This window comes from Streptomyces chromofuscus, assembly GCF_015160875.1.
GTDB classification, from domain to species: Bacteria; Actinomycetota; Actinomycetes; order Streptomycetales; family Streptomycetaceae; genus Streptomyces; species Streptomyces chromofuscus.
Genome location: NZ_CP063374.1, coordinates 2,558,247 through 2,583,401, shown reverse-complemented (window position 1 = coordinate 2,583,401; position 25,155 = coordinate 2,558,247). Strand labels below are relative to the sequence as shown.

General features: G+C 72.7%; 19 protein-coding genes. 5 read left to right on the top strand and 14 right to left on the bottom strand.

The features are described from left to right. Positions 1 to 34 precede the first annotated feature (34 nt). The 11 genes from IPT68_RS11615 to IPT68_RS11565 form a co-directional block, all read right to left on the bottom strand. Complete coding sequence (locus IPT68_RS11615; protein WP_189696725.1) at positions 35 to 1,258, bottom strand: lycopene cyclase family protein; 1,224 nt, start codon at positions 1,256 to 1,258, stop codon at positions 35 to 37. 114 nt (positions 1,259 to 1,372) lie between these two features. Beyond that, the gene (locus IPT68_RS11610) at positions 1,373 to 1,942 is read right to left on the bottom strand and encodes an RNA polymerase sigma factor (RefSeq protein ID WP_189696726.1); all 570 of its coding nucleotides are present in this window, start codon (positions 1,940 to 1,942) and stop codon (positions 1,373 to 1,375) included. Between the two features lie 283 nt (positions 1,943 to 2,225). After that, complete coding sequence (locus IPT68_RS11605) at positions 2,226 to 2,699, bottom strand: hypothetical protein (RefSeq protein WP_189696727.1); 474 nt, start codon at positions 2,697 to 2,699, stop codon at positions 2,226 to 2,228. 251 nt (positions 2,700 to 2,950) lie between these two features. Then, complete coding sequence (locus IPT68_RS11600) at positions 2,951 to 4,726, bottom strand: pyridoxal phosphate-dependent aminotransferase (RefSeq protein WP_194074078.1); 1,776 nt, start codon at positions 4,724 to 4,726, stop codon at positions 2,951 to 2,953. Between the two features lie 141 nt (positions 4,727 to 4,867). Continuing rightward, on the bottom strand, positions 4,868 to 6,013 hold the full coding sequence (locus tag IPT68_RS11595; protein ID WP_189696729.1) for an aldose epimerase family protein: 1,146 nt from the start codon (positions 6,011 to 6,013) through the stop codon (positions 4,868 to 4,870). Positions 6,014 to 6,065: 52 nt separating this feature from the next. Beyond that, entirely contained in the window at positions 6,066 to 7,310 is a 1,245-nt protein-coding gene (gene mmsB / locus IPT68_RS11590; RefSeq protein WP_189696730.1) for a multiple monosaccharide ABC transporter permease, read from the bottom strand. Further along, the gene (gene mmsA / locus IPT68_RS11585) at positions 7,307 to 8,857 is read right to left on the bottom strand and encodes a multiple monosaccharide ABC transporter ATP-binding protein (protein WP_189696731.1); all 1,551 of its coding nucleotides are present in this window, start codon (positions 8,855 to 8,857) and stop codon (positions 7,307 to 7,309) included. The genes mmsB and mmsA overlap by 4 nt, the downstream gene beginning before the upstream one ends. Before the next feature lie 32 nt (positions 8,858 to 8,889). Next, positions 8,890 to 10,002: a multiple monosaccharide ABC transporter substrate-binding protein gene (gene chvE, locus IPT68_RS11580; RefSeq protein WP_189696732.1), complete on the bottom strand. Its 1,113-nt coding sequence runs from the start codon at positions 10,000 to 10,002 to the stop codon at positions 8,890 to 8,892. 97 nt (positions 10,003 to 10,099) lie between these two features. Beyond that, a complete protein-coding gene (locus IPT68_RS11575) occupies positions 10,100 to 11,068 on the bottom strand; it encodes a hypothetical protein (RefSeq protein WP_189696733.1) in 969 nt (322 codons plus the stop codon). Positions 11,069 to 11,177: 109 nt separating this feature from the next. Next, positions 11,178 to 12,182: a zinc-dependent alcohol dehydrogenase gene (locus IPT68_RS11570; protein ID WP_189696734.1), complete on the bottom strand. Its 1,005-nt coding sequence runs from the start codon at positions 12,180 to 12,182 to the stop codon at positions 11,178 to 11,180. Beyond that, positions 12,179 to 13,345 carry a mandelate racemase/muconate lactonizing enzyme family protein gene (locus IPT68_RS11565; RefSeq protein ID WP_189696735.1) on the bottom strand — a complete coding sequence of 389 codons (1,167 nt, stop codon included), beginning with the start codon at positions 13,343 to 13,345 and terminating at the stop codon, positions 12,179 to 12,181. The genes IPT68_RS11570 and IPT68_RS11565 overlap by 4 nt, the downstream gene beginning before the upstream one ends. 256 nt (positions 13,346 to 13,601) lie before the next feature. Between IPT68_RS11565 and IPT68_RS11560 the strand changes: the two genes are divergently transcribed. Then, positions 13,602 to 14,396, top strand: coding sequence for an SCO2400 family protein (locus IPT68_RS11560; protein ID WP_189696736.1), 795 nt, complete (start codon positions 13,602 to 13,604; stop codon positions 14,394 to 14,396). Between the two features lie 886 nt (positions 14,397 to 15,282). On the opposite strand, the gene IPT68_RS11555 is transcribed toward IPT68_RS11560, so the two are convergent. From IPT68_RS11555 to IPT68_RS11545, 3 genes are all read right to left on the bottom strand, one after another. Continuing rightward, on the bottom strand, positions 15,283 to 16,452 hold the full coding sequence (locus IPT68_RS11555; protein ID WP_189696737.1) for a glycosyltransferase family protein: 1,170 nt from the start codon (positions 16,450 to 16,452) through the stop codon (positions 15,283 to 15,285). A gap of 34 nt (positions 16,453 to 16,486) precedes the next feature. Then, entirely contained in the window at positions 16,487 to 17,755 is a 1,269-nt protein-coding gene (locus IPT68_RS11550; RefSeq protein ID WP_189697064.1) for a nucleotide sugar dehydrogenase, read from the bottom strand. 122 nt (positions 17,756 to 17,877) lie between these two features. After that, positions 17,878 to 19,326 carry a glycosyltransferase family 4 protein gene (locus IPT68_RS11545; protein WP_189696738.1) on the bottom strand — a complete coding sequence of 483 codons (1,449 nt, stop codon included), beginning with the start codon at positions 19,324 to 19,326 and terminating at the stop codon, positions 17,878 to 17,880. A gap of 38 nt (positions 19,327 to 19,364) precedes the next feature. On the opposite strand from IPT68_RS11545, the gene wecB reads away from it, so the two are divergent. From wecB to IPT68_RS11525, 4 genes are read left to right on the top strand one after another with little or no spacing between them, the layout of a single operon-like run. Then, positions 19,365 to 20,453, top strand: a complete 1,089-nt coding sequence (wecB, locus tag IPT68_RS11540) for a non-hydrolyzing UDP-N-acetylglucosamine 2-epimerase (RefSeq protein ID WP_189696739.1) — start codon at positions 19,365 to 19,367, stop codon at positions 20,451 to 20,453. Then, the gene (locus IPT68_RS11535; protein WP_189696740.1) at positions 20,446 to 21,102 is read left to right on the top strand and encodes a class I SAM-dependent methyltransferase; all 657 of its coding nucleotides are present in this window, start codon (positions 20,446 to 20,448) and stop codon (positions 21,100 to 21,102) included. Before wecB ends, IPT68_RS11535 begins: the two co-directional genes overlap by 8 nt. Beyond that, positions 21,102 to 22,910, top strand: a complete 1,809-nt coding sequence (locus tag IPT68_RS11530; RefSeq protein ID WP_189696741.1) for a hypothetical protein — start codon at positions 21,102 to 21,104, stop codon at positions 22,908 to 22,910. The genes IPT68_RS11535 and IPT68_RS11530 overlap by 1 nt, the downstream gene beginning before the upstream one ends. Further along, positions 22,907 to 25,090 carry a glycosyltransferase gene (locus tag IPT68_RS11525; protein ID WP_194074077.1) on the top strand — a complete coding sequence of 728 codons (2,184 nt, stop codon included), beginning with the start codon at positions 22,907 to 22,909 and terminating at the stop codon, positions 25,088 to 25,090. The genes IPT68_RS11530 and IPT68_RS11525 overlap by 4 nt, the downstream gene beginning before the upstream one ends. Positions 25,091 to 25,155 lie beyond the last annotated feature (65 nt).

The window sequence follows — 25,155 nt, the reverse complement described above, 5'->3', positions numbered from 1 at the left end:
AACGTGCTCCTCGGTACGGCCGCGGAGGGCCGGGTCATGGTCCGGCCGGGCGCCGGGCGGGAACGGGTCGTGGTCCGGCCGGGCGCCGGGGAAGGAAGGGCAGTTCCAGGGCGGTGCGCAGCATCGGCCGCACGGGGGTGCGCAGCCCGACCGCGACGTCCTCCAGCGCGGTGGTCCGGCCGTCGAGGAAACGCAGCAGGCGCTGGGCCGGCACCTTCTCGAACAGCCCGGTGAACAGGTCGGCCCCGTCGACCCGTCCGGTGTCCAGGGCGCGCAGCAGCACGGCGTCCATGGCGAGGGAGCGCGCCCCGTGCGGGGCGGGGACCAGCGGCGTACGGCCCCGGGCGAGCGCCGCCGCGATCGCCCGCGTGTGACGCTGGGTGGCGGCGAACGAGTAGCCGGTCGCGGGCCGCGTCGCCCCGCCCGCCACTCCGACGGGGAAGACGGACCTGCCCGTGCGGCGCGGGAACCGGGCGTCGGTCATCGCGATCACCCCCTGTTCCACCGCCGTGACCTCCAAGTCCCCGAGTCCGAGCACCTCGGCGGCGTAGTGCCCGAGCGCCCGGTCGTAGGCGTCGTCGTCGAGGACCGCGCCGGAGAACTCCGTGTACTCGACCAGCGCCTCGTGCCGCCCGAGCGGCAGGACGTAGCCGAAGGCCAGCCCGTGCCGCGGCTGGGGGGTGCGGAAGTCCATCAGGTCGGCGACGCCCGGGTCGAAGGCCGGGCGGGCGGTGCGCACGAACCAGCCCCGGAAGTGCTGCAGGAGCGTGGTCCGGGCCGGTCCCGGCCGGCCCGGCGGCCGGGAGTCGAACACCCAGCGCGCCAGCAGCCGCACGGACGCGCCCCGGGCGTCGTGCCCGCGCACCTCGGCGCCCCCGGGCACGTCCCGCACGCTCTCGACGACGGCTTCGTGCCGCAGGCATCCGGCCCGGTCCAGCTCCGCGCCCGCCCACCGCTCGAAGTCCGGGGACCGGATCATCTTGTAGCGCAGCGGACCCGGATTGCCCACCACCGTCCGGCCGTCCCGGCCCGTGATCCGCAGGCGGCCCCAGTGGGCGCGCACGACGGCGTCGTACTCACCGCCCGGCGCCTCCCAGAAGCACCAGGTCCGGGGCGCCGCGCGCAGTTCGCCCGGCGGGGCGTCGACCAGGGCGACCGTCAGGGGTCGGCGGGACCGCGTCCGGGGCCCGGTCAGCCGCCGTGCCAGGGACAGCCCCGCGGCGCCGCCACCGATGACGACTACGTCTGCGTCCCGCACCCAGGCTCCCTCGTGGCCGTGCCGGTCCCCGGACGGCGCTGCCCCGGGGACGCGTACTCATGATGCTGGTGCTTCCTCGCCGGGCCCGCTCCTGGATGCGCCTGCGGACGGAGTTCACGCGTTCGCAGTGCCCGTCTCCTCCCGCAGGCAGTGGGCGAGGCGGTGCAGCCCGCGGCGCGCGTGACTCTTGACGGTGCCCAGGGGCCAGCCGGTGAGGTCGGCGATCTGCGCGTGGGACAGGTCGCCGTAGAAGGCCAGGCTCAGCACCCGGCGCTGCGCCCGGGAGAGCTTCGCCAGTTCCGTGGTCACCAGCAGCCGGTCGATGGTGGCTTCCGGGTCCGCCGCCGACCGCGCGGCGCGGGCGAGGACCATGGACGCGGCGGCCTCGGCCAGCTCGGTACGCCGGTACCTGGCCGCGAGGGCGTCGGCGACCTTGCGCCGGGTGATGCCCATCAGCCAGGCGGACAGCGCGCCCCGCTCGGGGGCGAAGCCGTCCCGTCCGCTCCACGCCGCCAGGAACACCGCCTGGGTGACGTCCTCGGCCTCGCCCCGGTCCGCGAGCGAGCGACTGGCCAGCGCGTGCACCAGGGGCCGGAACCGCCGGTACACCACCGCCAGGCACTCCTCGTCCCCGCCGGCGAACCGGGTGGCGAGGTCGTCGTCGACGATCCGCTGTGCGTGCATGGGCCTGCTCCCTCGGCCGCGGTGCTTCCGCGTCCCGGCGTTCACCGTGAAGCCCGTGCCGGGAGGCCTTCAACCCGCAGCGACCGTGCATCGCTTCGGGCGCCGTTCTCACGGGCCGAGCGTCCTGCCGGGCGTGGGCACGATGGCGTACGTCGTCCTGTGCGCGCTGTGGGCGGCGGCGGTGGGGCACTCTGTCTGTGCCCACCTGAAGGAGAGGGTGACGGAGAGCCGACGCGCGCCGCGCGGGGTGAGCCGGTGGGCATCCAGGCCGAGCAGGGGCCCACTACTGGAGTGTCATGCCCTTCGGGGAGGTCAGTCCCTTGCCCGGGTCGGCGCGGAAGGCCGCCGTCCAGACGGTGGGCGGGCAGGACGTGCCGTTGGGGTGCTGCTCGGTCAGCCTGGCCCGGGTGCTGTCCGTGATCACGGGATCGCCGATCTTCGCGGACGTCACGGTGAGCCGCACCGGCACGGTGGACGCGCCGATGTCGTCGGGCAGGCGGACCGAGACCGAGCCGAACGGGTCCTCGGGATCGCCCGACGCCCGCTCCTCGCAGGTGTCGTCCACGCACAGCTCGATCGTCGCCGCGTCCCGGCCGCCGAAGTCGGACGGCCGCCACACGAGGGAGACCGCCGAGTCCGCGTCGGCCTGGGCGCACGGCGTGCCCTGACCCGCGAACGAGCATCCGGCCAAGGCCGGCGCGAGGAGCGGCACGAGCACGGTTTCGCGCACCTCGGCGACGTGGGATCGGGAAGACACGGGAGATGAGGCCGGCCCAGGCCCCGGGGGAGAGGGCCGGCCGGGGCCGCGCCCGTACGGCTCGCTGGTGCTCATGACTCCTCGCATCCGCTGCAGCAGGCTCGTTGAGTCCTGTGAGCGAGAGCCTGTGAGCGCATCCTGGCACAGCGCCCTTGACTCAGGTGGCCGACCCAGGGGCGCGGGGAACTGCGCGACCGGCCACAACGGACCCGCAGTCGCCCGCACACACCACCTCCCGCGGCGAGCAGGCGCTACCCCGCCTGCCCCATCCCCGCCGCGTTCGGCCAGCTGGTCGCACCCGGCCAGCCGGTCGCGGAGGCCGGGGACAGACCGCCCGGGGGGACCGGGGCGCCCGGGCCCGTGGTGCCCCGGACCTGCGCCGCGGTGAGGCCGCCGCGCGCGGGGACACCGGGCGGGGTGGGACCGGGGACGGGCGTCGGCTGGGGGACCGCCCGGGCAACGGCCGGCTGCGGCAGCGCGGGCTGCGGCAGCGCGGGTTGCCCCAGCCCGGGCTGGAGCAACTCCGGTTGGTGAATCCCGGGCTGAGGCATCGCGGCGGGCATCCCCGGCTGCGGGATCTGCTGCGGGATCTGCTGGGGAACCTGCCGCGGCACCTGTTGAACCTGCACCTGCACCTGTGGCTGTGGCTGTGGCTGCGGCGGGAACGCCTGGGCCGCCGCCGGCATCGGCATTGGCATCGGCATCGGCATGCCGGCGTCGACGCCGGCGGCCGGGGCGGCTGCCGGCCCCGACGCGCCGGGGCCGACCGCACCGACGGGAGCGGCGGCAGCGACGGCCTGAGCGGCAAGGCCCTGCATGCCGGCCCCGTTGGTGGCACTGACCAGCCGGTCCACCGCCGCCGTGCCCGAGCTGTAGCTGGTCCCGGTGCCCAGCTCGGGCACGGCGGCTCCCCTCCTGGTCCCGTAGAGCACCTGTTCCAGGCCGGACACCAGGCGACGCACATCCACCTGGGGGCGCACCACGAGACGCAGGAAGCGGCTGGAGGATCCGATCTTGTTGCCGCACTCGCGGACCAGGACCCGGTGCTCGGTGAGCAGCCGGTCCCGCACCACGGTGCCCTCGGCGCCGACGGGCAGACGCACGAAGAGGAAGTTGCCCTGGGAGGGATAGACCGTCAGCCCGGGCAGCGCGGACAGCCGGCCGGCCATGTCCAGCCGGTCCCGGCGGACCTGCTGAAGGCTCTGCGCGTACTCCTGGCCGTGCTCCCTCAGCATGAACACCACGTGCTCGGCGAAGGAGTTGAGGTTCCACTTGGGCAGCATGGAGCGGATCCGTCCCGCGAGCGCCGGGTTGGCGACCAGGTAGCCGAAGCGGATGCCGTGCAGGCCGAAGTTCTTGCCGAGGCTGCGCAGCACGACGACGTTGGGGCGGATCATCGCCTCCTGCACGACGCTCGGCTCGACCTCGGCGTCGGCGAACTCCAGGAAGGACTCGTCGACGACGACCAGGTCCCGGTCCGCCATCGCGTCCATGAACTGCACCACCGCGTGCCGGTGGAGGAAGCCGCCGTCGGGGTTGTTGGGGTTGCAGATCACGGCGACCCGGGTGCCGCGGACCCGGATGAACTCGGCGTACTGCGCGAGGTCCAGGGCGAAGCCGCTGGACTCCTGGAGCGGGAACATGTCGACCCGCTTGCCGGTCTCCATGGGCTGGTCGGTCCAGCGGCCGAAGGTGGGGACGGGGACGGCGAGGGACTCCCGCACGAGGAGGTGGTCGATCCAGGTGATCAGCTCGGTCGAGCCGTTGCCCATCGCCACGCACTGCGGCGGAAGCTGGAGCAGGCTGCACAGCTCGGCGGTGATGGTGTCGGCGCCGCTGGGGTAGTACGTGATGATGTCGCGCAGCTTGCCGGCCATCTCGTCGAACATCGCCGGGGTGGGGAAGTACGGGTTGCAGGGAATGCAGAAGTCCACCGGCCCCGACCCGTCGCTCTCCCGCGTCAACGCCGCCATCGACGGGCTGTGCGCCGCAGTGCTGCGGAACAGCGAGGTGACGTTGTCAGCCAAGGAGACCTCCGTTTGGGGCGGTCCCGGTGGTCAGCTCCGGGTCCGTCGTCTCGGGCGGCCCGCGCGGGGGAGCGCGGGCCGCCCTTACATACGGAGGCCGCGGTGGCCCCGTTCAACGCGTGTGACGGAAGTGTGGAGGCGTCACGCGCTGAACGAGTGGACCGTCGTCGTGCGGTAGGTCTGCCCCGGACGCAGCACGGTCGAGGGGAACGACGGCTTGTTCGGCGAGTCCGGGAAGTGCTGCGTCTCCAGGCACAGCCCGTCGCCCTGCCGGTAGACGGTGCCGCCGGAGCCGACGAGGGTGCCGTCGAGGAAGTTGCCGGAGTAGAACTGCAGGCCCGGCTCGGTCGTCGCGATCCTCAGGGTGCGGCCGGACGAGGGGTCCCGGAGCGTGGCGATGTGCTCGGGGCGTGCGGTGAGGCCCTTGTCGAGGACCCAGTTGTGGTCGATGCCCTTGCCGTACAGCAGTTGCTGGTGCGGTACGCGGATGTCCTCGCCGACGGTCTTGGTCCGGCGGAAGTCGAAGGGGGTGCCCGCGACCCGCGCCAGTTCGCCCGTGGGGATCAGCCCGGCGTCGACCGGGGTGTAGCGGGAGGCGGCGATGGACAGTTCGTGGTCGTAGATCGTGCCGCTGGACTCGCCGGCCAGGTTCCAGTAGACGTGGCTGGTGAGGTTGACGACGGTGGCCTTGTCGGTGGTGGCCTCGTAGTCGACGCGCCAGTCGCCGTGCCGGGTGAGGGTGTAGGTGACCTTGGTCCGCAGCGTGCCCGGGTAGCCCATCTCGCCGTCGACGCTCGTGTAGTACAGGTGCAGCCCGACGTCCGTGCCCCTGGTGAACGGCTCGACGTCCCACACGTGCTTGTCGAAGCCCTGGGCGCCGCCGTGCAGGCTGTTGTCGCCGTCGTTGACGGAGAGCTGGTGGGTTTCGCCGTCCAAGGTGAAGCGGCCGTTGCCGATGCGGTTGCCGTAACGGCCGATCAGGGCGCCGAAGTAGGGGCTGCTCGCGACGTAGTCCTCGATCGTGTCGAACCCGAGGGAGACGTTGGCGTGGCGCCCGCGCCGGTCGGGGATCTCCAGGGACTGCACGATCCCGCCGTAGGAGAGGACCTTCAGCCGGGTGCCGCCGTTCTCCAGGGCCCAGCTGTACACCTTGGTGCCGTCGGCGAGCTTCCCGAACAGCGACTTCACCGGCTTCCCGCCTCCCGTCGCGTGCGCGCCGCCGATGCTCGCCGCGGTGATGCCCGCGGCGGCGGCTCCGGCGATGACCGTGCGTCTGCTCATGTCCATGTGCGGCTCCTGCAGGGGAAGGGGCCCCGCCTCGCGGCGGGGCCCGAGTGACCTATGAACCGACCTTGCGCTTGTTCCACACGTCGAAGCCGACCGCCGCCAGGAGCACCAGGCCCTTGATGACCTGCTGCCAGTCGGTGCCGATGCCGACGAGGTTCATACCGTTGTTCAACACGCCCAGGACCAGACCGCCGATGATCGCGCCGAGCACGGTGCCGACACCGCCGCTCATCGACGCACCGCCGATGAACGAGGCCGCGATCGCCTCCAGCTCGAAGTTGAGGCCGGCCTTGGGCGAGGCCGCGTTGAAGCGGGCGGCGAAGACCAGACCCGCCAGGGCCGCAAGCATGCCCATGTTCAGGAAGACCAGGAAGGTGACCTTCTTGTCCTTGACGCCGGACAGCTTGGCGGCGGGGAGGTTGCCGCCGATGGCGTAGATGTGCCGGCCGATGATGGCGTTGCGCATCACGTAACCGAAGCCGACGAGCAGCACGCCCAGGATCAGCAGCACGATCGGGGCGCCCTTGTAGCTGGCCAGCAGCAGCGTCAGCGTGAGGATGGCGGCGCCGAGCGCGACCAGCTTCAGCAGGAAGAGGTTGAAGGGCGGGACGTCGAGGTGGAACTCCTGCTGCCGGCGGCGGTCGCGGAACTCCTGGAAGACCACGAACGCGATCATCGCGAAGCCGAGCAGCAGGGTGAGGTTGTGGTAGTTGGTGTTGGGGCCGACCTCGGGCAGGAAGCCGTTGGCGACCTTCTGCAGGCCCTCCGGGAACGGGCCGAGGGTCTGGCCCTCGAGGAAGATCTCGGTCAGACCGCGGAAGATCAGCATGCCCGCGAGGGTCACGATGAACGACGGTATGCCGCCGTACGCGATGAAGAAGCCTTGCGCGGCCCCGGCCACCGCGCCCATGGCGAGGCAGAGGATCACCGCGAGCGGCCATGGCATGTCGTTCTTCACCATGAACACGGCCGCCATCGAGCCGACGAACGCCGTCAACGAGCCGACCGACAGGTCGATGTGGCCCGCGATGATGACCAGCATCATGCCGATCGCCAGGATCAGGATGTAGCTGTTCTGCAGCACCAGGTTGGAGACGTTGCGCGGCAGCAGCAGGTCGCCGTCGGTCCACACGGCGAACAGCACCACGATCAGGCCGAGGGCGATCAGCATGCCGTACTGCCGCATGTTGCGGCGCATCCCGTCCAGCACCATCTGGAGCAGACCGTCACCCGCGCCCGCTCCGCCCTTGCCCGGCGGCGCGGGGGCCGGGGTCTTGGCGGTCACATCCGTGCTCATCGCGTTACCTCTTTGTCCTTCGTCATCTGACGCATCAGCGATTCCTGTGAGGCCTCGACCCGCGAGAACTCACCGGTCAGCCGGCCCGCGGCCATCGTGTAGATGCGGTCGCACATGCCGAGCAGCTCCGGCAGCTCGGAGGAGATGAAGACGACCGCCTTGCCCTGGGCGGCCAGTTGGTCGATGACCGTGTAGATCTCGTACTTGGCGCCGACGTCGATGCCGCGCGTCGGCTCGTCCAGGACGAGCACGTCCGGACCCGCGAAGATCCACTTGCTGAGGACGACCTTCTGCTGGTTGCCACCGGACAGCTTGCCCACCGGCTCGAAGACGGTCGGCGCCTTGATGTTCATGGACTTGCGGAAGCCCTCGGCGACCTGCCGTTCCTCGTGCTCGTCGACCACACCACGGTTGGCCACCTTGCCCAGCGCGCTGAGCGAGATGTTCCGGTTGATGGTGTCGATGAGATTGAGGCCGTAGTGCTTGCGGTCCTCGGTGACGTACGCGATGCCGTTCTTGACCGCCTCGGGGACGGTCTTGGTACGGATCTCCCTGCCGTCCTTGAGGACCGTACCGCCGTGGTAACGGCCGTACGTCCGCCCGAAGACGCTCATCGCGAGCTCGGTGCGGCCGGCGCCCATCAGGCCCGCGATCCCCACGATCTCCCCGCGCCGCACGGACAGTGACACGTCGTCGACCACCTTGCGCTGCTGGTCGATCGGGTGGTGCACCGTCCAGTTGCGGATCTCCAGCGCGGGAGCCGCGCCCTTCTCGGGCTCGTGCGGGGTGCGCTCCGGGAAGCGGTGCTCCAGGTCGCGGCCGACCATGCCGCTGATGATCCGGTCCTCGGTGGTCTCCGGGGCCTTCACATCGAGCGTCTCGATGGTGCGCCCGTCGCGCAGGATCGTCACCGAGTCGGCGACCTTGCGGATCTCGTTGAGCTTGTGGGAGATGATGATCGAGGTGATGCCCTGCTTCTTCAACTCCAGGATCAGATCCAGGAGTTTGCCGCTGTCCTCGTCGTTCAGGGCCGCGGTCGGCTCGTCGAGGATGAGCAGCTTCACCTTCTTCGACAGGGCCTTCGCGATCTCCACGAGCTGCTGCTTGCCCACGCCGATGTCGGCGACGCGGGTGTCCGGGTGGTCGGACAGACCGACCCGCCGCAGCAGCTCGGTGGCGTGCTGCAGGGTCTGCCGCCAGTCGATGAAACCACCCTTGGCGTGCTCGTTGCCGAGGAAGATGTTCTCCGCGAGGGAGAGGTACGGCGACAGCGCCAGCTCCTGGTGGATGATGACGATGCCGCGCTGCTCGCTCGCGCGGATGTCCTTGAACTCGCAGACCTCTCCCTCGAAGAGGATGTCCCCCTGGTAGGTGCCGTGCGGGTGGACGCCGGAGAGGACCTTCATCAGGGTCGACTTGCCGGCGCCGTTCTCCCCGCAGATGGCGTGGACCTCGCCCTGCCGGACGGTCAGCGTGACGTCCGACAGCGCCTTGACGCCGGGAAAGGTCTTGACGATCGAGCGCATTTCCAGGACGGGTCCCGCCATGGTCGTGCCTTCCAATCAGAGTGAGCCGGCGGTTAGTTGAGGTCGCTTTCCTTGATGTATCCGGAGTCGACCACCGTCTCCTTGTAGTTGGTCTTGTCGACGCTGACCGGCTCGAGCAGGTAGGCCGGGACGACCTTCGAGCCGTTGTCGTAGGTCTTCTCGTCGTTGACCTCGGGCTTCTTGTCGTTGAGCAGCGCGTCCACCATGTTCGAGGCCACCTTGGCGAGCTCGCGGGTGTCCTTGTAGACGGTCATCGACTGCTCGTCGGCGATGATCGACTTCACCGAGGCGACCTCGGCGTCCTGGCCGGTGACGATCGGCAGCGGCTTGCTCTTGGAGCCGTAGTCGTCGGACTTCAGCGCGGACAGGATGCCGATGGAGATGCCGTCGTACGGCGAGAGCACGGCGTCCACCCGCTCGGACTTGTACGCCGAGGTCAGGATGTCGTCCATGCGCTTCTGCGCGGTGCCGCCGTCCCAGCGCAGGGTGGTGACCTGGGTCAGCTCGGTCTGCCCGGAGCGGACCACCAGCTGCTTCTTGTCGATGTAGGGCTGCAGGACGTTCATCGCGCCCTGGAAGAAGTAGCGGGTGTTGTTGTCGTCGTTGGAGCCGGCGAACAACTCGATGTTGAAGGGGCCCTTCTTGCTGCCGTCCTTCAGGCCGAGCTTGTCGACGATGTAGGTGCCCTGGAGCTCGCCGACCTTCTCGTTGTCGAAGGAGGCGTAGTAGTCGACGTTCTCCGTGCCGAGGATCAGGCGGTCGTAGCTGATCACCGGGATGTTGGCGTCCTTGGCCTGCTGCAGGACGTTGTTCATCGACTTGTTGTCGATGGCCGCGACGATCAGCGCCTTGACGCCCTGCGTGATCAGGTTCTCGACCTGGGAGACCTGCTGGTCGGGGTCGTCCTCGCCGTACACGAGCTTGGTCTTGTAGCCCTTGGACTCCAGGTCCTTGACGACGTTGTTGCCGTCGGCGATCCACCGCTCGGAGGACTTGGTCGGCATCGCGATGCCGATGGTGGCGCCCTCGGAGCTGCCCGAGTCCTCCTTGCTGCCGCCCTCGCCGCTCTGGCCGCAGGCGGTGAGGGTGAGGGCGAGACAGGCGGCTGCGGATATGGCGGAGAGTGCGGCTCTGCGGTTACGCATGATCATCATCCTTGATGTGTGCGGGGAGGAACCGAGACAGGGTGTGTGGGATTGTGCGCGACTGTGTCTTGTTGTGAGAAGCCGGTTTTCCGGAACGTTATGACGAGGTGTCGAATCGGCGCAGTTCGCCCGGGAGCCGGGAGCCGAGCGGCGCCATGTCGCCCTCCGCTCCGTGGCGGACCAGCAGATCGAGGGCGAGCCGGCCGCGCCGCACCCGTTCCCTGGCGGTGGCCAGGGTCAGCTCCCGCAGGTGGTGCCCGTACGGGTAGATCCCGGGTGCCTTGGACAGGCCGAACTTCAGATAGAGCGGTGCGCCGCGCCGGATCAGCTCGGCGACCTCGTACATCCGCACATAACCCCCGAGGTCGTCGGGGGCCTCGATGTACATGTCCATGGGAGCGGCGGACACGCGGCGGATCTCCGTCAGGTGATCGAGCGTCAGATCGCTGGGCACGTTGACCGAGTCGGCGCCGAGGTGCTCGTACACCGCGTAACTCGCCGGGTTCACCGGCCCGATGAGCGCCGACACCTTCAGCGTGGTGTCGGCCGGGAGGATGCCCCGCGCCCGCGCCCGGTGCAGCGTCCACAGCACGCCCTCGTCGGCGACGAGCAGGCACTTCACGCCCAGCTCCGTGGCCCGTACGGCGTCCTCGACACAGCCGGCGACGGCGTCGTGGCCGCGCGCCCGCAGCCCGGCGCCCCGGGAGTCGGTACGCGTCGAGGCGCCGATGTCCCAGGTGCCGCGCGGGCCGGTGAACAGGCAGAGTTCGATGTCACGTTCGCCGGTCGCCTCCACCATCTCGGTGATCTCGGCGTCGGTCAGCATCCACACCCCGCTGCCCTGGCTGATCCGGTGGATCGGCACGTCGAGGCGCGAGGCCTCCTTGAGGACGACCGCCAGCGCCTCGGGACCCTCGCACGAGGGGATCTCGGTGCGCCAGCGGCCACCGCCGGGGAAGGTGTGCGGTGAGGCGTCGGCGGGGTCGAGGGCGGGCGCGCCCAGGCCCAAGGCGGTGAGCGCCTGCTCACCGGGTCTGCGGGCTGCCGTGGCGGAAGCGTCGGTCACAAGCTGTCCTTAGTGTTCGGTATTTCGGACGAGGTTCGCGGCGGTGGGGACGCGAAGGCCGGGTACGCCGGTACGGCGGCCGTCAGGTCGCCCCCGTACCGGCGTACGACTAGGGGCGGAGCAGCACCTTGCCGACCTTCGGATCACCGGCCCCGACCAGCTCGATGGCCTGCGAGAACTCGGTCAGCGGCAGCTCGTGGGTGACCATCGGCACCGGATCGAGCAGCCCGGCGCCGAACACCCGCACCGCGTGCGCCCAGGCGTCGGGCGGCGCCCCGAAGACGGTGTGCACCTCCAGCTGCCGGACGACCAGGTCCGTCGGGTCCAGCCCGTCGGCGCCCGGCGCCGGAATGCCCGTCAGCACCAGCCGCCCGCCGCGCCGCAGCAGCGCGGCGGCGCCCCGGGCGGCGTCGGCGGACCCGGCCGTCTCGATCACCACGTCGAAGCCGCCGGGCAGCTCCTGGTCCTTGGTGCGGAAGTCGGTGGCGCCGAAGCCCCGCGCCATGGCCGCGCGGTCGGGGCGGGTGCCGACGACCAGCAGTTCGGCCGGGGAGGTGGCCCGCAGGAACTGCACGGCGAACATGCCGAGGGTGCCGGTGCCCACCACGGCCACGCGCTCGCCCGGCTTCGCGCCGGCCTTGAGGGCCGCTGCGGCGACGCAGGCGGCGGGCTCCAGCAGCGCCGCCGCCGTCAGGTCGGCGTCGTCCGGGAGGACGTGCAGCAGACGGGCCGGAAGGGTGAGGGTGGCGGCCATCGCGCCGGGCTGGGTGAACCCGGTCTCCTCGTACCCGTCCGTGCACAGCGTGGTGTCGCCCGCGTGGCAGCGGTCGCACACCTGGCAGTTGCGGAAGCCCTCGCCGACGACCTTGCGGCCGACCAGTGAGGCGGGCACCCCGGGGCCGGCCTCCGCCACCGTCCCGGACCACTCGTGGCCGGGGGTGAGGGGATAACGGACGTACCCCTCGGGCCGGTTGCCCTGGTAGACCTCGCGGTCGCTGCCGCAGATGCCGACCGCGTGCACCCGGACCTGCGCCTCGCCGGGGCCGGGCGGGCGGGGCGTGTGCGCGACGAGCCGGTGCTCGCCGGGGGCGTCGACGACGACGGCGGTGCTCACGGCTGCGTCGCCTTCGGCTTGCGCTGCTCCCAGCCCTCGGCCCACAGGTCGAAGCGGGCCTGCTGCTGCGGGAACTCGGCGGCGGCGTCGGTGTCCAGCTCGACGCCGAGGCCGGGGGCGTCGGACAGGTGGAAGCACCCGTCCTCGGGGTTCACCTGGGGCGCGCCCCTGACGACCTTCTTGATCTCCGCGTCGGCGAAGTCGTTGAAGTGTTCGAGGATCTTGAAGTTGGGGGAGGTGAAGCCGACCTGGAGCGAGGCGGCGGTCAGCACGGGGCCGCCCACGTTGTGCGGCGCGACCAGCATGTAGTGGGTCTCGGCGGTGGCGGCCAGCTTGCGCGTCTCCCAGATGCCGCCGATGTGGCCGACGTCCGGCTGGATGATGTCGACGGACTGATCCTCGAACAGCTCGCGGAACTCGATCCGGTCGTGGATGCGCTCACCGGTGGCGACCGGCATGTCCACCTTCTCGGCGACCTTCTTCAGCGCCTTGAGGTTCTCCGGCGGGACCGGCTCCTCCAGCCAGGCCGGCTTGAACGGCGCCAGCTCGTGGGCGAGCCGGACGGCGGTGGCGGGGGAGAAGCGGCCGTGCATCTCCAGCATCAGCTCGGCCTCGGGGCCGATGGCGTCGCGGACCGCCTCGATGAGGGAGACGGCGTACAGGGTCTGCCGGTGGTCCAGCTCGAAGTGACCGGTGCCGAAGGGGTCGATCTTCAGCGCCCGGTAGCCGCGGGCCATGACCTCCTGGGCGGCCTTGTGATACGCCTCGGGCGTGCGCTCCGTGGTGTACCAGCCGTTGGCGTACGCCTTGACCTTGTCGGTGACCCTGCCGCCCAGCAGCTGCCACACCGGCACGCCGAGCGCCTTGCCCTTGATGTCCCAGCAGGCCATCTCGACCACCGCGATGCCCGACATCACGATCTCGCCGGCGCGCCCGTAGTCGCCGTACTTCATGCGGCGGACCAGGTCTTCCACGGCGAACGGGTCGGAACCGAGAATGTGGTTGGCCTCGGCCTCCTTCAGGTAGCCGAGGAGGGCGTCGGTGTGGCCCAGCATCCGGGTCTCCCCGACTCCAGTGATCCCCTCGTCGGTGTGCACCTGGACGTACGTCAGGTTGCGCCACGGCGTCCCGACCACGTGCGTGCTGATTCCGGTGATGCGCACGGCAGTTGCCCCTCGTGAACGTCGGCTCTGTTCGAAATTTCGTCACACGTTCGAAATGTTGGCGTGACAGTAAGGAGGCGACGGCAGGGGTGTCAATGGGTCCCGCCGATAACGGTTTCGAGACTTTCGACGGCCGTTTCGCGATGATCCGCACGGGTTGCCCTCAAGTCGACGCGCCGGAAGAAGTTGTTCCGCACAGAACATTCACAGCGACGACTATGAACGTTACCGATCAAAAACTTAACCTTCCCGCGTCATGGACTACTGCCACCCGTGCCGACGGCACCTGAATGGCGCCCTCGCCTGCCCGGGATGCGGCGCACCGGCCGACCAGCTCCCTCCGTACGCGGAGGAGACAGTCGTGCACACCGTCGTCCGCACGGACGTGCGCACGGATGTGCGGACCGACGTGCGTACGGACGTCGTCACGGTGATCCGGCCGGCCGACCCCGGCGAGCCGTACGACGAGGACGCCGCGGATACCGCCGACGACGACGAGTCCCGGGCCGGGTCCCGGCGCCGGCAGACCGGCGTGAGCCGCCGGGACCGCAAGGCCGCCGCGCACCGCAGGCGGCGCCGCCGCGCCCTGCTCGTCGCGGTCGGCTTCGTGCTGGCCGCCGGCGCCCTGAGCCTCGCCGAACTCGGCCTGGACGGACCGGGGTCGGACCAGAACCCGGCGGCGGCCGGGGACCCCTCGGCGGACGGCGGCGCGTCGGCCGAGTCGGAGGAGACGACGGACCCGCTGAGCGGCGCCACCGGCGGTGCCGCCCCGGGCACGGGCACGGCCTCCCCGGACGCCTCGTCCTCCCCGTCCCCGTCGACGTCCGGCAAGGACGAGGACGACAAGGACGGCAAGGAGTCGGCGAGCCCGTCCGAGGCGGACGCGTCGTCCCCGTCGGACACGGCCCCCGACCCCTCGGTCTCCACACCGGCGGCCCCGCCCGCGGCGGACCCGACGCCGACGCCGACGGCGGACCCGACGCCTCCGCCGCCCACTCCTGAGCCGTCCCCCTCCGAGACGTGCGACCGCTTCCTGTGGTGGTGCACCTAGCGCCGCGACAGGCAACGTTCACCCCGTCGCGACGCCCGGCACGCCCAGCCTCCGGCCGGGGGGACCCCAGAGCACGCACCGGACGCCGCTCCTTGCCGGGCACACGTTGCCTGCCGCGGCACTGGCGCTGCCGCTCGGCTCGCGCCGCGGACGCGCGGTCCGGCACGCGCATCTGCCGCGTCTGCACGCACGGGGCCCTGCTCGCCGGCGCCGATCAGCACCGTCGGCTTCCTGCGGCCTGATCCGGAGGTCAGGCCCCGGCGCCTGCCGTTCGGCTCGCGCCGGGGACGCGGGTCCGGCATGCGTACCCGCCGCGTCGCCGCCGGTGCCCCGCGCCGGCTTCCCCTTCCGCCTTGCGGCTGCACGCACGGGGCCTCGCTCACCGGGCGTCAGGCCCCGGCGCCTGCCGTTCGGCTCGCGCCGTGGACGCGGGTCCGGCATGCGTACCCGCCGCGTCGCCGCCGGTGCCCCGCGCCGGCTTCCCCTTCCGCCTTGCGGCTGCACGCACGGGGCCCCGCTCACCGGGCGTCAGGCGCCGGTGCCTGCCGTTCGGCTCGCGCCGGGGACGCGGGTCCGGCATGCGTACCCGCCGCGTCGCCGCCGGTGCCCCGCGCCGGCTTCCCCTTCCGCCTTGCGGCTGCACGCACGGGGCCTCGCTCACCGGGCGTCAGGCCCCGGCGCCTGCCGTTCGGCTCGCGCCGTGGACGCGGGTCCGGCATGCGTACCCGCCGCGTCGCCGCCGGTGCCCCGCGCCGGCTTCCCCTTCCGCCTTGCGGCTGCACGCACGGGGCCTCGCTCACCGGGCGTCAGGCGCCGGTGCCTGCCGTTCGGCTCGCGCCGCGGACGCGGGTCCGGCACGCGCATCCCGCGTCCGCCGCGCCGCCGGTCAGCGTCGTCGGGTTCCAGCGGCGTCCGGCACGCGGCCCGGGCCGTGTCCGCCCGGCCCGCCGGAGGCCTCCTTCACCCAGGTCTCCAGCCGGTCCGTGAACTCGGCCGATCGCTCCGCCCAGTCGAGCTCGGCCAGCGCCGCGGCCCGGCCGCGTTCGGCCGTGCCCAGGCGCAGCGCCGCGTCGGCGCGCAGCCGGCGCACCGCATCCGCGGCCGCCGCCGGGTCCTCGTACGGGACGACGAGACCGCAGCGGTGCCGGGTCACCAGGCCGGCCGCCAGGGGGTTCGGCGTGGTGACGACGGGGATGCCGTGGGCCATGTATTCGACGACCTTGGTGGGCTGCGAGTGGCGGTAGTTGGGCTGGTCGTGCAGCAGGGACAGTCCGGCCAGCGCCCCGGACAGCAGCGCGAGCGCACGGTCGTTGGGCAGGTAGCCGTGCCAGGCCAGGACGCCGTCGCGGTCGGCCTCGGTGAGCGGGCCGCGCACGTCGGGGTCGGCCGCGCCGATCACCTCGACCCGCACGTCCGGCCCCAGCAGCCGCGCCGTTTCGACGAGGTCGAGCGCGCCGCGCGCCCGGGACAGGTGCCCCAGGTAGACGACCCGGTCCGTGCCGGGCGGCTGGGCCGGCCCGGGCGGCACGGTCGGCAGGTTCGGCACGACGGGATGGGGCCGGCGGAACCGCGCCCGGTAGGCGTCCTCGGCGAGCAGCAGCCGCACGTGCCGCTCGGCCAGGCGTTCCGCCGCCCGCACCGCCACCTTCAGCGGCGGCCGCAGCGCCGCCGGCACCCAGCGCTTCATCGACAGCGCCGCCGCCGTGTCCTCGTGCACGTCCCACACGGTCACCGGGGCCCGGCCGGCCCGCCGCCACCCGCGCAGGGTGCCCGGCAGGGCGAGCAGCAGTTCCGGGTCGTGCAGCAGCACCACGTCCGCCTCCGGTCCCCGCTCGGCGAGCAGGGCGCGCGCCGCGCGCAGAGCCGCCCGGCGCTCCCGGCCGGCGGCCCGGGGCAGGTCCACGCCCTCGACGCCCGGGCGCGGTACCACCCCGCGCGCGCCGAACGGGGCGGCGTACACGATCCGGTGACCGCGCTCGGCAAGGGCGGCGATCTCCCGGTGCAGTATCCGCGCGTCCTCGGGATGGTGGACGACGGTGACCACGAGTATCCGCATCAGACAGGCACCTTTCGGCTCCGCGCCCGCACCGTCACAGCACCTCGACCCCGGGCCGGAAGATCCGCCCCCGGGTGTCGAAGAACAGGCGGGCCGCGTCGGCGAGGGCGGGCAGGTCGTAGGACGAGTGGTCCTGGAGCAGGATCGTCAGGTCCTGGTCGGTCACGGCGGCCCTCGGGTCGTCGACGCGGGGCACCGGCACGTCGTCGACGCGCCACTCGGTGACGTGCGGGTCGTGGAAGGTGACCTCGGCCTCGCGCTGCCGCAGCAGCCGGGCCACCGGCACGGCCGGGCTCTCCCGCTGGTCGGCGACGTCGGGCTTGTAGGTCACCCCGAGCAGCAGCACCCGGGAGCCGCGCAGCGGCCGGCCGGAGGTGTTGAGGAGGTCCTGGGCGCGGCGTACGACGTACTCCGGCATCCGCCGGTTGATCTCCTGGGCCAGCTCGACGAACCGGAACTCGTAGCCGAGCGACGCACGCACCTTGTACGACAGGTAGTTCGGGTCGATGGGTATGCAGTGCCCGCCGACCCCGGCGCCCGGCCGGAACGCCTGGAAGCCGAACGGCTTCGTGCTCGCGCAGCGGATCGCGTCCCACAGGTCGACGCCCAGCTCGTGGCTGATGACGGCGAGTTCGTTGACGAGGGCGATGTTGACGTGCCGGTAGGTGTTCTCCAGCAGCTTGGCCATCTCGGCCTCGCGGGTGCCCTTCGCCTGGACGACCGTGTCGACGAGCTTGCCGTAGAAGGCGACCGCCCGGGCGGCGCACGCGGGGGTGCAGCCGCCGACGACCTTCGGGGTGTCGCGCAGCCCGTGCCCGGTGTTGCCGGGGTCGATGCGTTCCGGCGAGAAGGCGAGGGCGAAGTCCTCCCCGGCCCGCAGCCCGGATTCCTGCTCCAGCAGCGGCCGTACGACCTCCTCGGTGGTGCCCGGGTAGGTGGTGGACTCCAGCACGACGAGCTGTCCGCGCCGCAGCCGGCCCGCCACCGCGCGGACGGCGGCGGTGACCGCGCTCAGGTCGGGCCCGCCGTCCCCGTTGAGCGGGGTCGGCACGCAGATCACCACGGTCTGCGCGCGGGCGAGGCACGCGTCGTCGGTGTACGCGAGGAAGCCGGCCGCCAGCATCCGGTGGACGTCCTCGTCGGACACGTCGTCGACGTGGGAGCGTCCGGCGTTGAGCCCGGCGACGACCCGGGGGTCCCGGTCGAGGCCCACCACCTTCAGGCCGACCGTCGCCGCCTCCCGTGCGAGCGGCAGCCCGACGTAACCGAGTCCGATCACCGCGAGTTCGGCGGTGCCGGTCATGTGCGATTCCCCGAGCTGTGCGCTCTCGTCCCCGAGCGGTGCGGACTGGTCGGCCTGCATAGGGGTGCTCCCGTCCCGTTGGCGGACACGGATGTGAAGTTGTGCTCGGTCCGGCCCGCTCCTCACAGACAGCCGAGGGCGCGGTACGCCTCCCGGGTCGTCATGGCGACCCGCGTCCAGGTGCGGTCGCGCGTCACGATCTCGCGAGCGGCCGTACCCCATTCGGACCGCTTTCGACTGTAAAGAAGGAATTCGATCGCATCTGCCCAAGCCTGCTCGGAGGACGGCGGAACGAGCTGTCCGGTCACTCCCGGCTTGACGAGCTCCCGCAGCGCGGGGAGATCGCTGGCGGCCACCGGCAGTCCGCTCGCCATCGCCTCGACCGGCTTCAGCGGCGTCACCAGCCGGCACACGCGCTCGTCCGTGCGCGGCACCGCGAACAGGTCCAACACGGCGTGAAAACCGCGGACTTGGGAGTAGGGCACCCGGCCGGTGAACACGGCGGTCCCGTCGTCCAGACCCAGCCGCCCGGCCAGCCGCAGCAGCGCCGCGCGCTCCGGTCCTTCCCCCACGATCAGCAGCCGCAGCGGCACTCCGCGACGCCTCAGCTCGGCACCCGCATGGAGCAATGTGCCGATTCCCTCGTGTGGAGTAAGGCTGCTGACCGTGCCGACCACGAAGTCGTCCGGCGCGATGCCGAGCCGGGCCCGCAGCGGGGCCCCGTCGGGCAGCGGGGCGAGGAACTCCGCGTCCACCGCGTTCGGCACGATCAGCACCCGCTCCTCGGGCACCCCGCGTGCCACGATCTCCGCCTTCATCGCCGCGCCCAGCGTCAGCACCAGGTCCGCCTCGCGCATGCAGTGCGTCTCCAGTTCACGCCGGGCCCGGTACGTCGGGTCGGCCGGACTCCGCCCCGGCGCCTGGGTCAGCCAGGTGTCCTCCAGGAAGCCGCGCACCTCGTAGACCACCGGCAGCCCGTACGCCGCGCGCAGGGCCAGCGCCACCCGCCCGTTGCCGTGGTCGGTGGCCGGGTGCAGCACCGCGGGCCGCAGCCGCTGGACCAGCCGGCCGGCCAGCTCCGCGTTGCGGGCCAGCAACGCCGCCTGCCCGTACGGCAGCCACGGCGGCAGCAGCCGGTGCTGCGGCACCCCGCCCACCGTCTGCACCGGACCGGCGTTCAGCACCCCCTGCGCCACCGGGAACCCGATCCGCGTCACCACGTGCGGATCGAGCCCGGCGGCGCGCTGCGCCTCGGCGATCTGCTGCGTGCGCACGGTGTAACCGGCGTGCTTGAACGGCAGCCCGTTGGTCACCAGATGGAGCACCCGCCCCGGCACCGGCCGCACCCTGCGGACGGGCGGCGGAGGCACCCGTACCCCGGATGGAGCAGCGGCCGGCCCGGCCGTCCGGGCCCGGTCGGCGAGCCGCGTTTCCAGCGGCCGGACCCGGCGCCGCACGGGCGGCGGCAGCAGCCGTACCCCCAGCAGTGCCGCCCGGAGGGGGTCATGACGCAGCTCGCCCCACGCCACGGATGCGGCCAGACTGAGCGCACGGGGGATATGACGCGACATGCCGTCACGTTAGGCGGCGAGAGCGGAGAAAGTACGACATGAACGGCCGCATACTCCACGTCGTCGGCACCCGACCGAACTTCGTCAAGGCCGCCCCGGTCGTCGCCGCACTGCGCACGGCGGGCTGCGACCAGGTGCTGGTGCACACCGGCCAGCATTACGACGAACGGATGTCGGACATCTTCTTCCGGCAACTCTCCCTGCCCGAGCCGGACACCGATCTCGGCGTCGGCTCCGGCAGCCACGCCCGGCAGACCGCCGACCTGCTCGTCGCCCTGGAGGGTGAGCTCACCGCGCGGGACCCCGCCCTCGTCATGGTCTACGGGGACGTCAACTCGACGCTGGCGGCCGCCCTGGTCGCCGCCAAGCTGGGCATCCCCCTCGCCCATGTGGAGGCGGGCCTGCGCAGCTTCGACATGGCGATGCCGGAGGAGGTCAACCGGCGGCTGGTCGACCAGCTGGCCGAGCTGCTGTTCGCCACCAGCCCCGAGGCGGTGGGCCACCTCGCCCGCGAGGGCGTCGACCCCGCCCGGGTCCACCTCGTCGGCAACCCCATGATCGACACCCTGCTCACCCACCTGAACCACTTCGACCCGGACGCCGCCCGTGCCGCGCACGGACTGCCCGAGCGCTACGGCGTGGTCACCCTGCACCGCCCCGCCAACGTCGACGACCCCGAGGCCGCCGGGGCCGCCGCCCGCGCCCTGACCGAGGCGGCCCGGCTCCTCGACCTGGTCGTGCCGCTGCACCCGCGCGGCCGGGCGGCACTGGGCGCCGCGGGCCTGGACGGCGCACCCGGCGTCCACGTCGTCGACCCGCTGGGATACGTCGAGTTCATGAGTCTGGTGCGCGGCGCGGCGGCCGTGATCACCGACTCGGGCGGCGTCCAGGAGGAGACCACCGTCCTGGGCGTGCCGTGCCTGACCCTGCGCACCACCACCGAGCGCCCGGTCACCGTCACCCACGGCACCAACCGGCTCGTCGGGCCCGACGAACTCGTCCCCGCGCTGCGCAAGGTGCTGGACGGCGGACAACCGGCGCCCGACGAGGGCCCGCCGCTGTGGGACGGACGGGCCGGGGCCCGGATCGCCGCCGAGGTCACCCGCTGGCTGGACCACCATGCATGAGTCCACCCGCGTCCGCTGGGACACCAAGGCCACCCGCGTCTACTGGGACACCCGCCACCGCGAGCACGACGACCTCGCGTCCGGCGGCCACATCGGCCTGGACCGCGCGGGCAACGAGATCTTCTACGCGCTGCGCCTCGGCACCCTGCTGCCGCTGATCGGCGACCTGACCGACCCGTCCGCCCCGCTGTTCGTGCTCGACGCGGGCTGCGGCAAGGGCCACTTCGCCCGCGCCCTGGCACGCTGCGGCCACCGCGTCGACGCCTTCGACGCGAGCGAGGAGGCCGTGGCGCACGCCCGCGCCCGGGGCGGCGGCCCCCGCTACGCCGTCGCCTGCCTGGACGAGTGGGCCGTTCCCTGGCCGTACGACGTCGTGCTCTGCGTCGACGTCCTCTTCCACGTCCTCGACGACGCGGAGTGGGCGGCCGGGCTGCGCAACCTGGCCTCGCTGGTGCGGATCACCGGACGGCTGATCGTCACCGACGAGAACACCGGCGCCCGCCGGCCGCGCGGCGACTACATCCTGCACCGCCCGGCCGCCGAGTACGCCGCGCTGCTCGAACCCCTCGGCCTGCGGCACACCCTGTTCGCCCCGTACCGCTTCCGCGAGAACGAGGTCGGCTTCCACGTCTTCACGAGGACCCGCTGATGCGCCTGACCGATCTGCTCCACCCCCACCTGGACGGCGTCACCACCGTCGTGGACGCCACCGACGGCGGGCTCGACCTGGAGCCCTACCTCCATCTGCCCGGCGAGGTCGCCCTGCACCACGGCGAACGGGACATCGGCGAGAGCGAGCTGGTGCTCGTGTCGTACGGCCCCGACCCGGCGCTGCACGGCACCGAGACCGACTGTCTCGCCGTCCTGCGGCGCATGCGCCCCGGCGGCCGCGGCGTGATCCTCTTCGGCCACCGCGGACCCGACATCCCCTACCACCGGCTCCTCGACGCCCTGGTGGCCCACCGCTGCCAGGTGCTGCGCGCCGCGCCGCTCGACTACACGCACCTGCACGCCGGCGCGGTGTTCGTCCGCACCGACGTACTGCTGCCGCTGCACGACTGGTTCGGCCGGCCCGTCCCGGCGGAGGGCTTCGCCACCGCGCTGCGGATCGCCGACGAGTACGTCCTCGCCGACCTGGTCTCGCGCTCCCTGCGGGCCCGCGTGCTGGACCTCGAGCGTGACGCCGAGGAGGCCGAACGCGCTCGCGGCCCCGTCCACGAGGACGGCCTCGCCGAGCGCCTCGCCGCCGCCGTACGGGAGAAGGAACAGCTGGCGGCAGCCCTGCACGGCGCCCGGCAGCGGGTCGGCCTGCTCCAGGCCCGGGTGGCCATGCTGGAGGGCTCCACCTCGCTGCGGGTGGGACGGGCCCTGGTGTCGGCGGCCCGCTCGCCCCGGCGCGAAGCGCCGCGACTGCCGCGTGAGCTGTACGGGCTGTGGCGGAGGCGGATGAAGTCGCGCTCCACGGCGACGACGTCACGGGCGGTCGCGCAGGCGGGCGTGCGCCGGGCGGTGCCCGACGGGCGGATGCACCTGGCCCACCGCGCGTTCGCCGCCACGCCCCGGGACCGGCTGGTGATCGCCGGTGTGCTCACCGACGCCACCGCCGCGGACCTCGCGGCGGACGCGGTGGTCAACCGGGTGCTGCCGCACGACGGCCGGCTCGTCGTGCAGCGCACCGACCCGGACGCCCTTCTCGTCCAGCTCAGCGCCTGCACGGGCCACGGCCCCTGGTCGCTCACCGGCACCGGGCTCGCCCCCGACCTCGACCGAAGACTGGCCGAACTGCTCACCGAGACCCGGGCCGCGGGCCGCCCCTGCGTCCTGTGGCGGGACGCCCCGGCCTCCGCGGCCCCCGGCCTGACCCGGCTCGACTGGGACGCCGTCCTCGACGCGGACGCCGGAGTGCGGCTGGCGAGCCTGGACCCGGCGGCGGCCGGACGGCGGCGGCTGCGCGAGGTGTTCCGGGCGGACAGCACCCGGGTGCGGCTGTCGCAGCTGGCCCGCCGGATCGGCGGCCCCGACCCGCTGGACCAGCGCCGCGTCTGCGTGCTGGCCGCCCCGCGGGACCGGGCCGACGTCGCCCGGCTCGCCGCCCAGGTGCTGAGCCAGCGGCACCGGCCCGCCGAGGTGGTCGTACCCGATCCCACCGGGCTCGACGAACTCACCGCCGCCGGCGTGACCGTACGCACCGGCGAACCCCTCGCCCCCTGGGTCGCCGACTGGACCGACCTCACCGAGGACCGCCCGGACACACTGCTGCTGGACCTGATGTGCGCGCAGGAGTACTCCTGCGCCGACGCGGTGGGCAGCACGCCCGCCGCCGACGACTACACCTTCGTCCCCGAACTGCGCCCGCTCCTGGTGCGCCGGTCGCTGCTGGCGTCCGGAACGCCGCCGGAGACCTGGGCGCGGCAGGGACACCGTCTGTTCGCCTGGTGCGGGAAGGAGCCGACATGAGCCGGACACTGAACGCGCTCGTCTACGGCGACGTCGACCTCAACCTCATCGACGGCTCCGCCGTCTGGGCCCAGTCGACGGTGCAGGCACTGTCGCGGGCCGGCTGCCGGACCCGGCTCGTGCTGAAGGCCCCCGTGCTCACCGGGCGGTTGACCGACCCGCTGGCGGGACTGCCCGGGGTCACCGTGGTCCGCCCCCACGAGGAGCGGCTGTTGCCCGGGCTGTCCGACCGGACGCTGTCCCCCGTGCAGGCCTCCCAGGTCCTCGCCGGGCTCGACGCGGACGAGCCCTGCGACCTGCTGGTGCTGCGCGGCCGCCGACTGGTCGGGCGGGTGGTCTCCGACGGCGACTTCGAGGGACGGATCTGGGCCTACCTCACCGACATCCCGCAGTCGGCCACCGAGATGACCGAGGGGGCCCGCGCGGAGCTCACCCGCATCGCCGAGGCCTCCCGGCGGCTGCTGTGCCAGACCGAGGACCTGCGCTGCCTGCTGGAGACGTGGGTGCCCGAGGCGTGCGGCAAGTGCGTGCTCAGCCCGCCCGCCGTACCCGAGCCGGACTTCCCGCTGCCCGGGCGCGAACGCCCGCACGACCCCGTACGGCTCGTGTACACCGGCAAGTTCGCCCCCCTGTGGAACACCCTGCCCATGACCCGGCTGCCGGCCGCGCTCGCCGAACAGGGCGTCCGGGCGGAGCTGCACACCGTCGGCGACAAGATCCACGACGATCCCGCCCACCCGGACTTCCACGCCGCCATGGCCCGTGCGCTGGCCGTCACCCCGGGCGTCGAGCACCACGGCGGGCAGCCCCGCGAGGAGGCCATGCGCATCGCCGCCGACTGCGACCTCGGCCTGGGCTGGCGCGCGCCCGAGCTCGACGCCAGCCTCGAACTGTCCACGAAGGTACTGGAGTTCGGCGCCCTGGGACTGCCCGTCGTCCTCAACCGCACCCCCGCCCACGAGGCACTGCTGGGCGGCGACTACCCGCTGTTCGTGCCCGGGCGCGCCGGACTCGACGACGCCGCCGAGGTGATCGCCCGAGCCGTGCGCGAGCCCCAGGCGCGGCGCCTGGCCGCCGACCGCTGCCGGGACGCCGCCGCGCGGTACACGCTCCAGGCGGCGGCCGACCGCTGGCGCGCCCAGCTCGGCCGGGCCTTCCCGCAGGCGCCGGCCGCCGTGGCCGCCCGGTCGCGGCCCCTGCGGGTCGGCGTCGCGGGCCACGACCTGAAGTTCCTCTCCCGGCTCCTCGACCACTTCCGCACGCTGCCCGGGCTCGACGTGCGCGTCGACGCCTGGCCGGCGCTGGCCCGCCACGATCCGGCCGCGAGCCGGGAACTCGCCGGCTGGGCCGACGTCGTGGTCGTCGAGTGGTGCGGTCCGGCCGCCGTCTGGTACAGCCGTCACAAGCGGCAGGGCAGCCGGCTGATCGTGCGGCTGCACCGGTTCGAACTGGACGCCGACTGGCCCGCGCAGGTCGACATCGACGCCGTCGACCGGGTGATCTGCGTCAGCTCCTACTACGCCCGCCGCACCCTGGCGCACACCGGCTGGCCGGAGTCCAAGGTCACCGTCATCCCGAACTGGGTGGACACCGACCAGCTCGACCGTCCCAAGGCGCCCGGCGCCCGCTTCCGCCTCGGCATGATCGGCATCGCGCCCAGCCGCAAACGCCTCGACCTGGGCCTCGACGTCCTTCAGGCGCTGCGCGCCCGGGACCGCCGTTGGCACCTGTCGGTGAAGTCCAAGCCGCCCTGGGAGTACTGGTGGATCTGGAACAAGCCCGAGGAGCGCGCGCACTACGACGCCGTGCTGCGCCGGATGCAGACCTCGCCGCTGCTCGAAGGGGCGGTGGTCTTCGACGAGTTCGGGTCGGACGTGGCGGGTTGGCTGCGGCGGGTCGGGAACGTGCTGTCGACCAGTGACGACGAGAGCTTCCACCTCGCCCCGGCCGAGGGGATGGCCTCCGCCGCCGTCCCCGCCCTGCTGCCGTGGCCCGGCGCGGACGAGATCTACGACCGGCGGTGGATCCACCAGGACCCGGAGAAGATGGCGGACGCCCTCGCCGAACTGGACGAGGAGGGCTGGCGAGAGGCCGGTCACCTGGCCCGCACCCAGGTGCGCGAACAGTTCTCCCTGCACCGCGTCGCCCGCGACTGGACGGAACTACTGGTGACCGGCTGACGGTGTGCGGGGCGGTCCGGAGGTGGTCGCGGCCGACGGTGTGCGGGGCGGCGGGAGGGCGGTCG

Excerpts from the sequence above, each read along its gene's own strand:
- IPT68_RS11530 (WP_189696741.1), top strand. The coding sequence starts at position 21,102 with ATGCGCCTGACCGATCTGCTCCACCCCCACCTGGACGGCGTCACCACC.
- wecB (WP_189696739.1), top strand. The coding sequence starts at position 19,365 with ATGAACGGCCGCATACTCCACGTCGTCGGCACCCGACCGAACTTCGTC.
- IPT68_RS11525 (WP_194074077.1), top strand. The coding sequence starts at position 22,907 with ATGAGCCGGACACTGAACGCGCTCGTCTACGGCGACGTCGACCTCAAC.
- IPT68_RS11560 (WP_189696736.1), top strand. The coding sequence starts at position 13,602 with ATGGACTACTGCCACCCGTGCCGACGGCACCTGAATGGCGCCCTCGCC.
- IPT68_RS11550 (WP_189697064.1), bottom strand. The coding sequence starts at position 17,755 with ATGACCGGCACCGCCGAACTCGCGGTGATCGGACTCGGTTACGTCGGG.
- IPT68_RS11610 (WP_189696726.1), bottom strand. The coding sequence starts at position 1,942 with ATGCACGCACAGCGGATCGTCGACGACGACCTCGCCACCCGGTTCGCC.
- IPT68_RS11595 (WP_189696729.1), bottom strand. The coding sequence starts at position 6,013 with ATGGACATGAGCAGACGCACGGTCATCGCCGGAGCCGCCGCCGCGGGC.
- chvE (WP_189696732.1), bottom strand. The coding sequence starts at position 10,002 with ATGCGTAACCGCAGAGCCGCACTCTCCGCCATATCCGCAGCCGCCTGT.
- IPT68_RS11555 (WP_189696737.1), bottom strand. The coding sequence starts at position 16,452 with ATGCGGATACTCGTGGTCACCGTCGTCCACCATCCCGAGGACGCGCGG.
- mmsA (WP_189696731.1), bottom strand. The coding sequence starts at position 8,857 with ATGGCGGGACCCGTCCTGGAAATGCGCTCGATCGTCAAGACCTTTCCC.
- IPT68_RS11545 (WP_189696738.1), bottom strand. The coding sequence starts at position 19,326 with ATGTCGCGTCATATCCCCCGTGCGCTCAGTCTGGCCGCATCCGTGGCG.
- mmsB (WP_189696730.1), bottom strand. The coding sequence starts at position 7,310 with ATGAGCACGGATGTGACCGCCAAGACCCCGGCCCCCGCGCCGCCGGGC.
- IPT68_RS11535 (WP_189696740.1), top strand. The coding sequence starts at position 20,446 with ATGCATGAGTCCACCCGCGTCCGCTGGGACACCAAGGCCACCCGCGTC.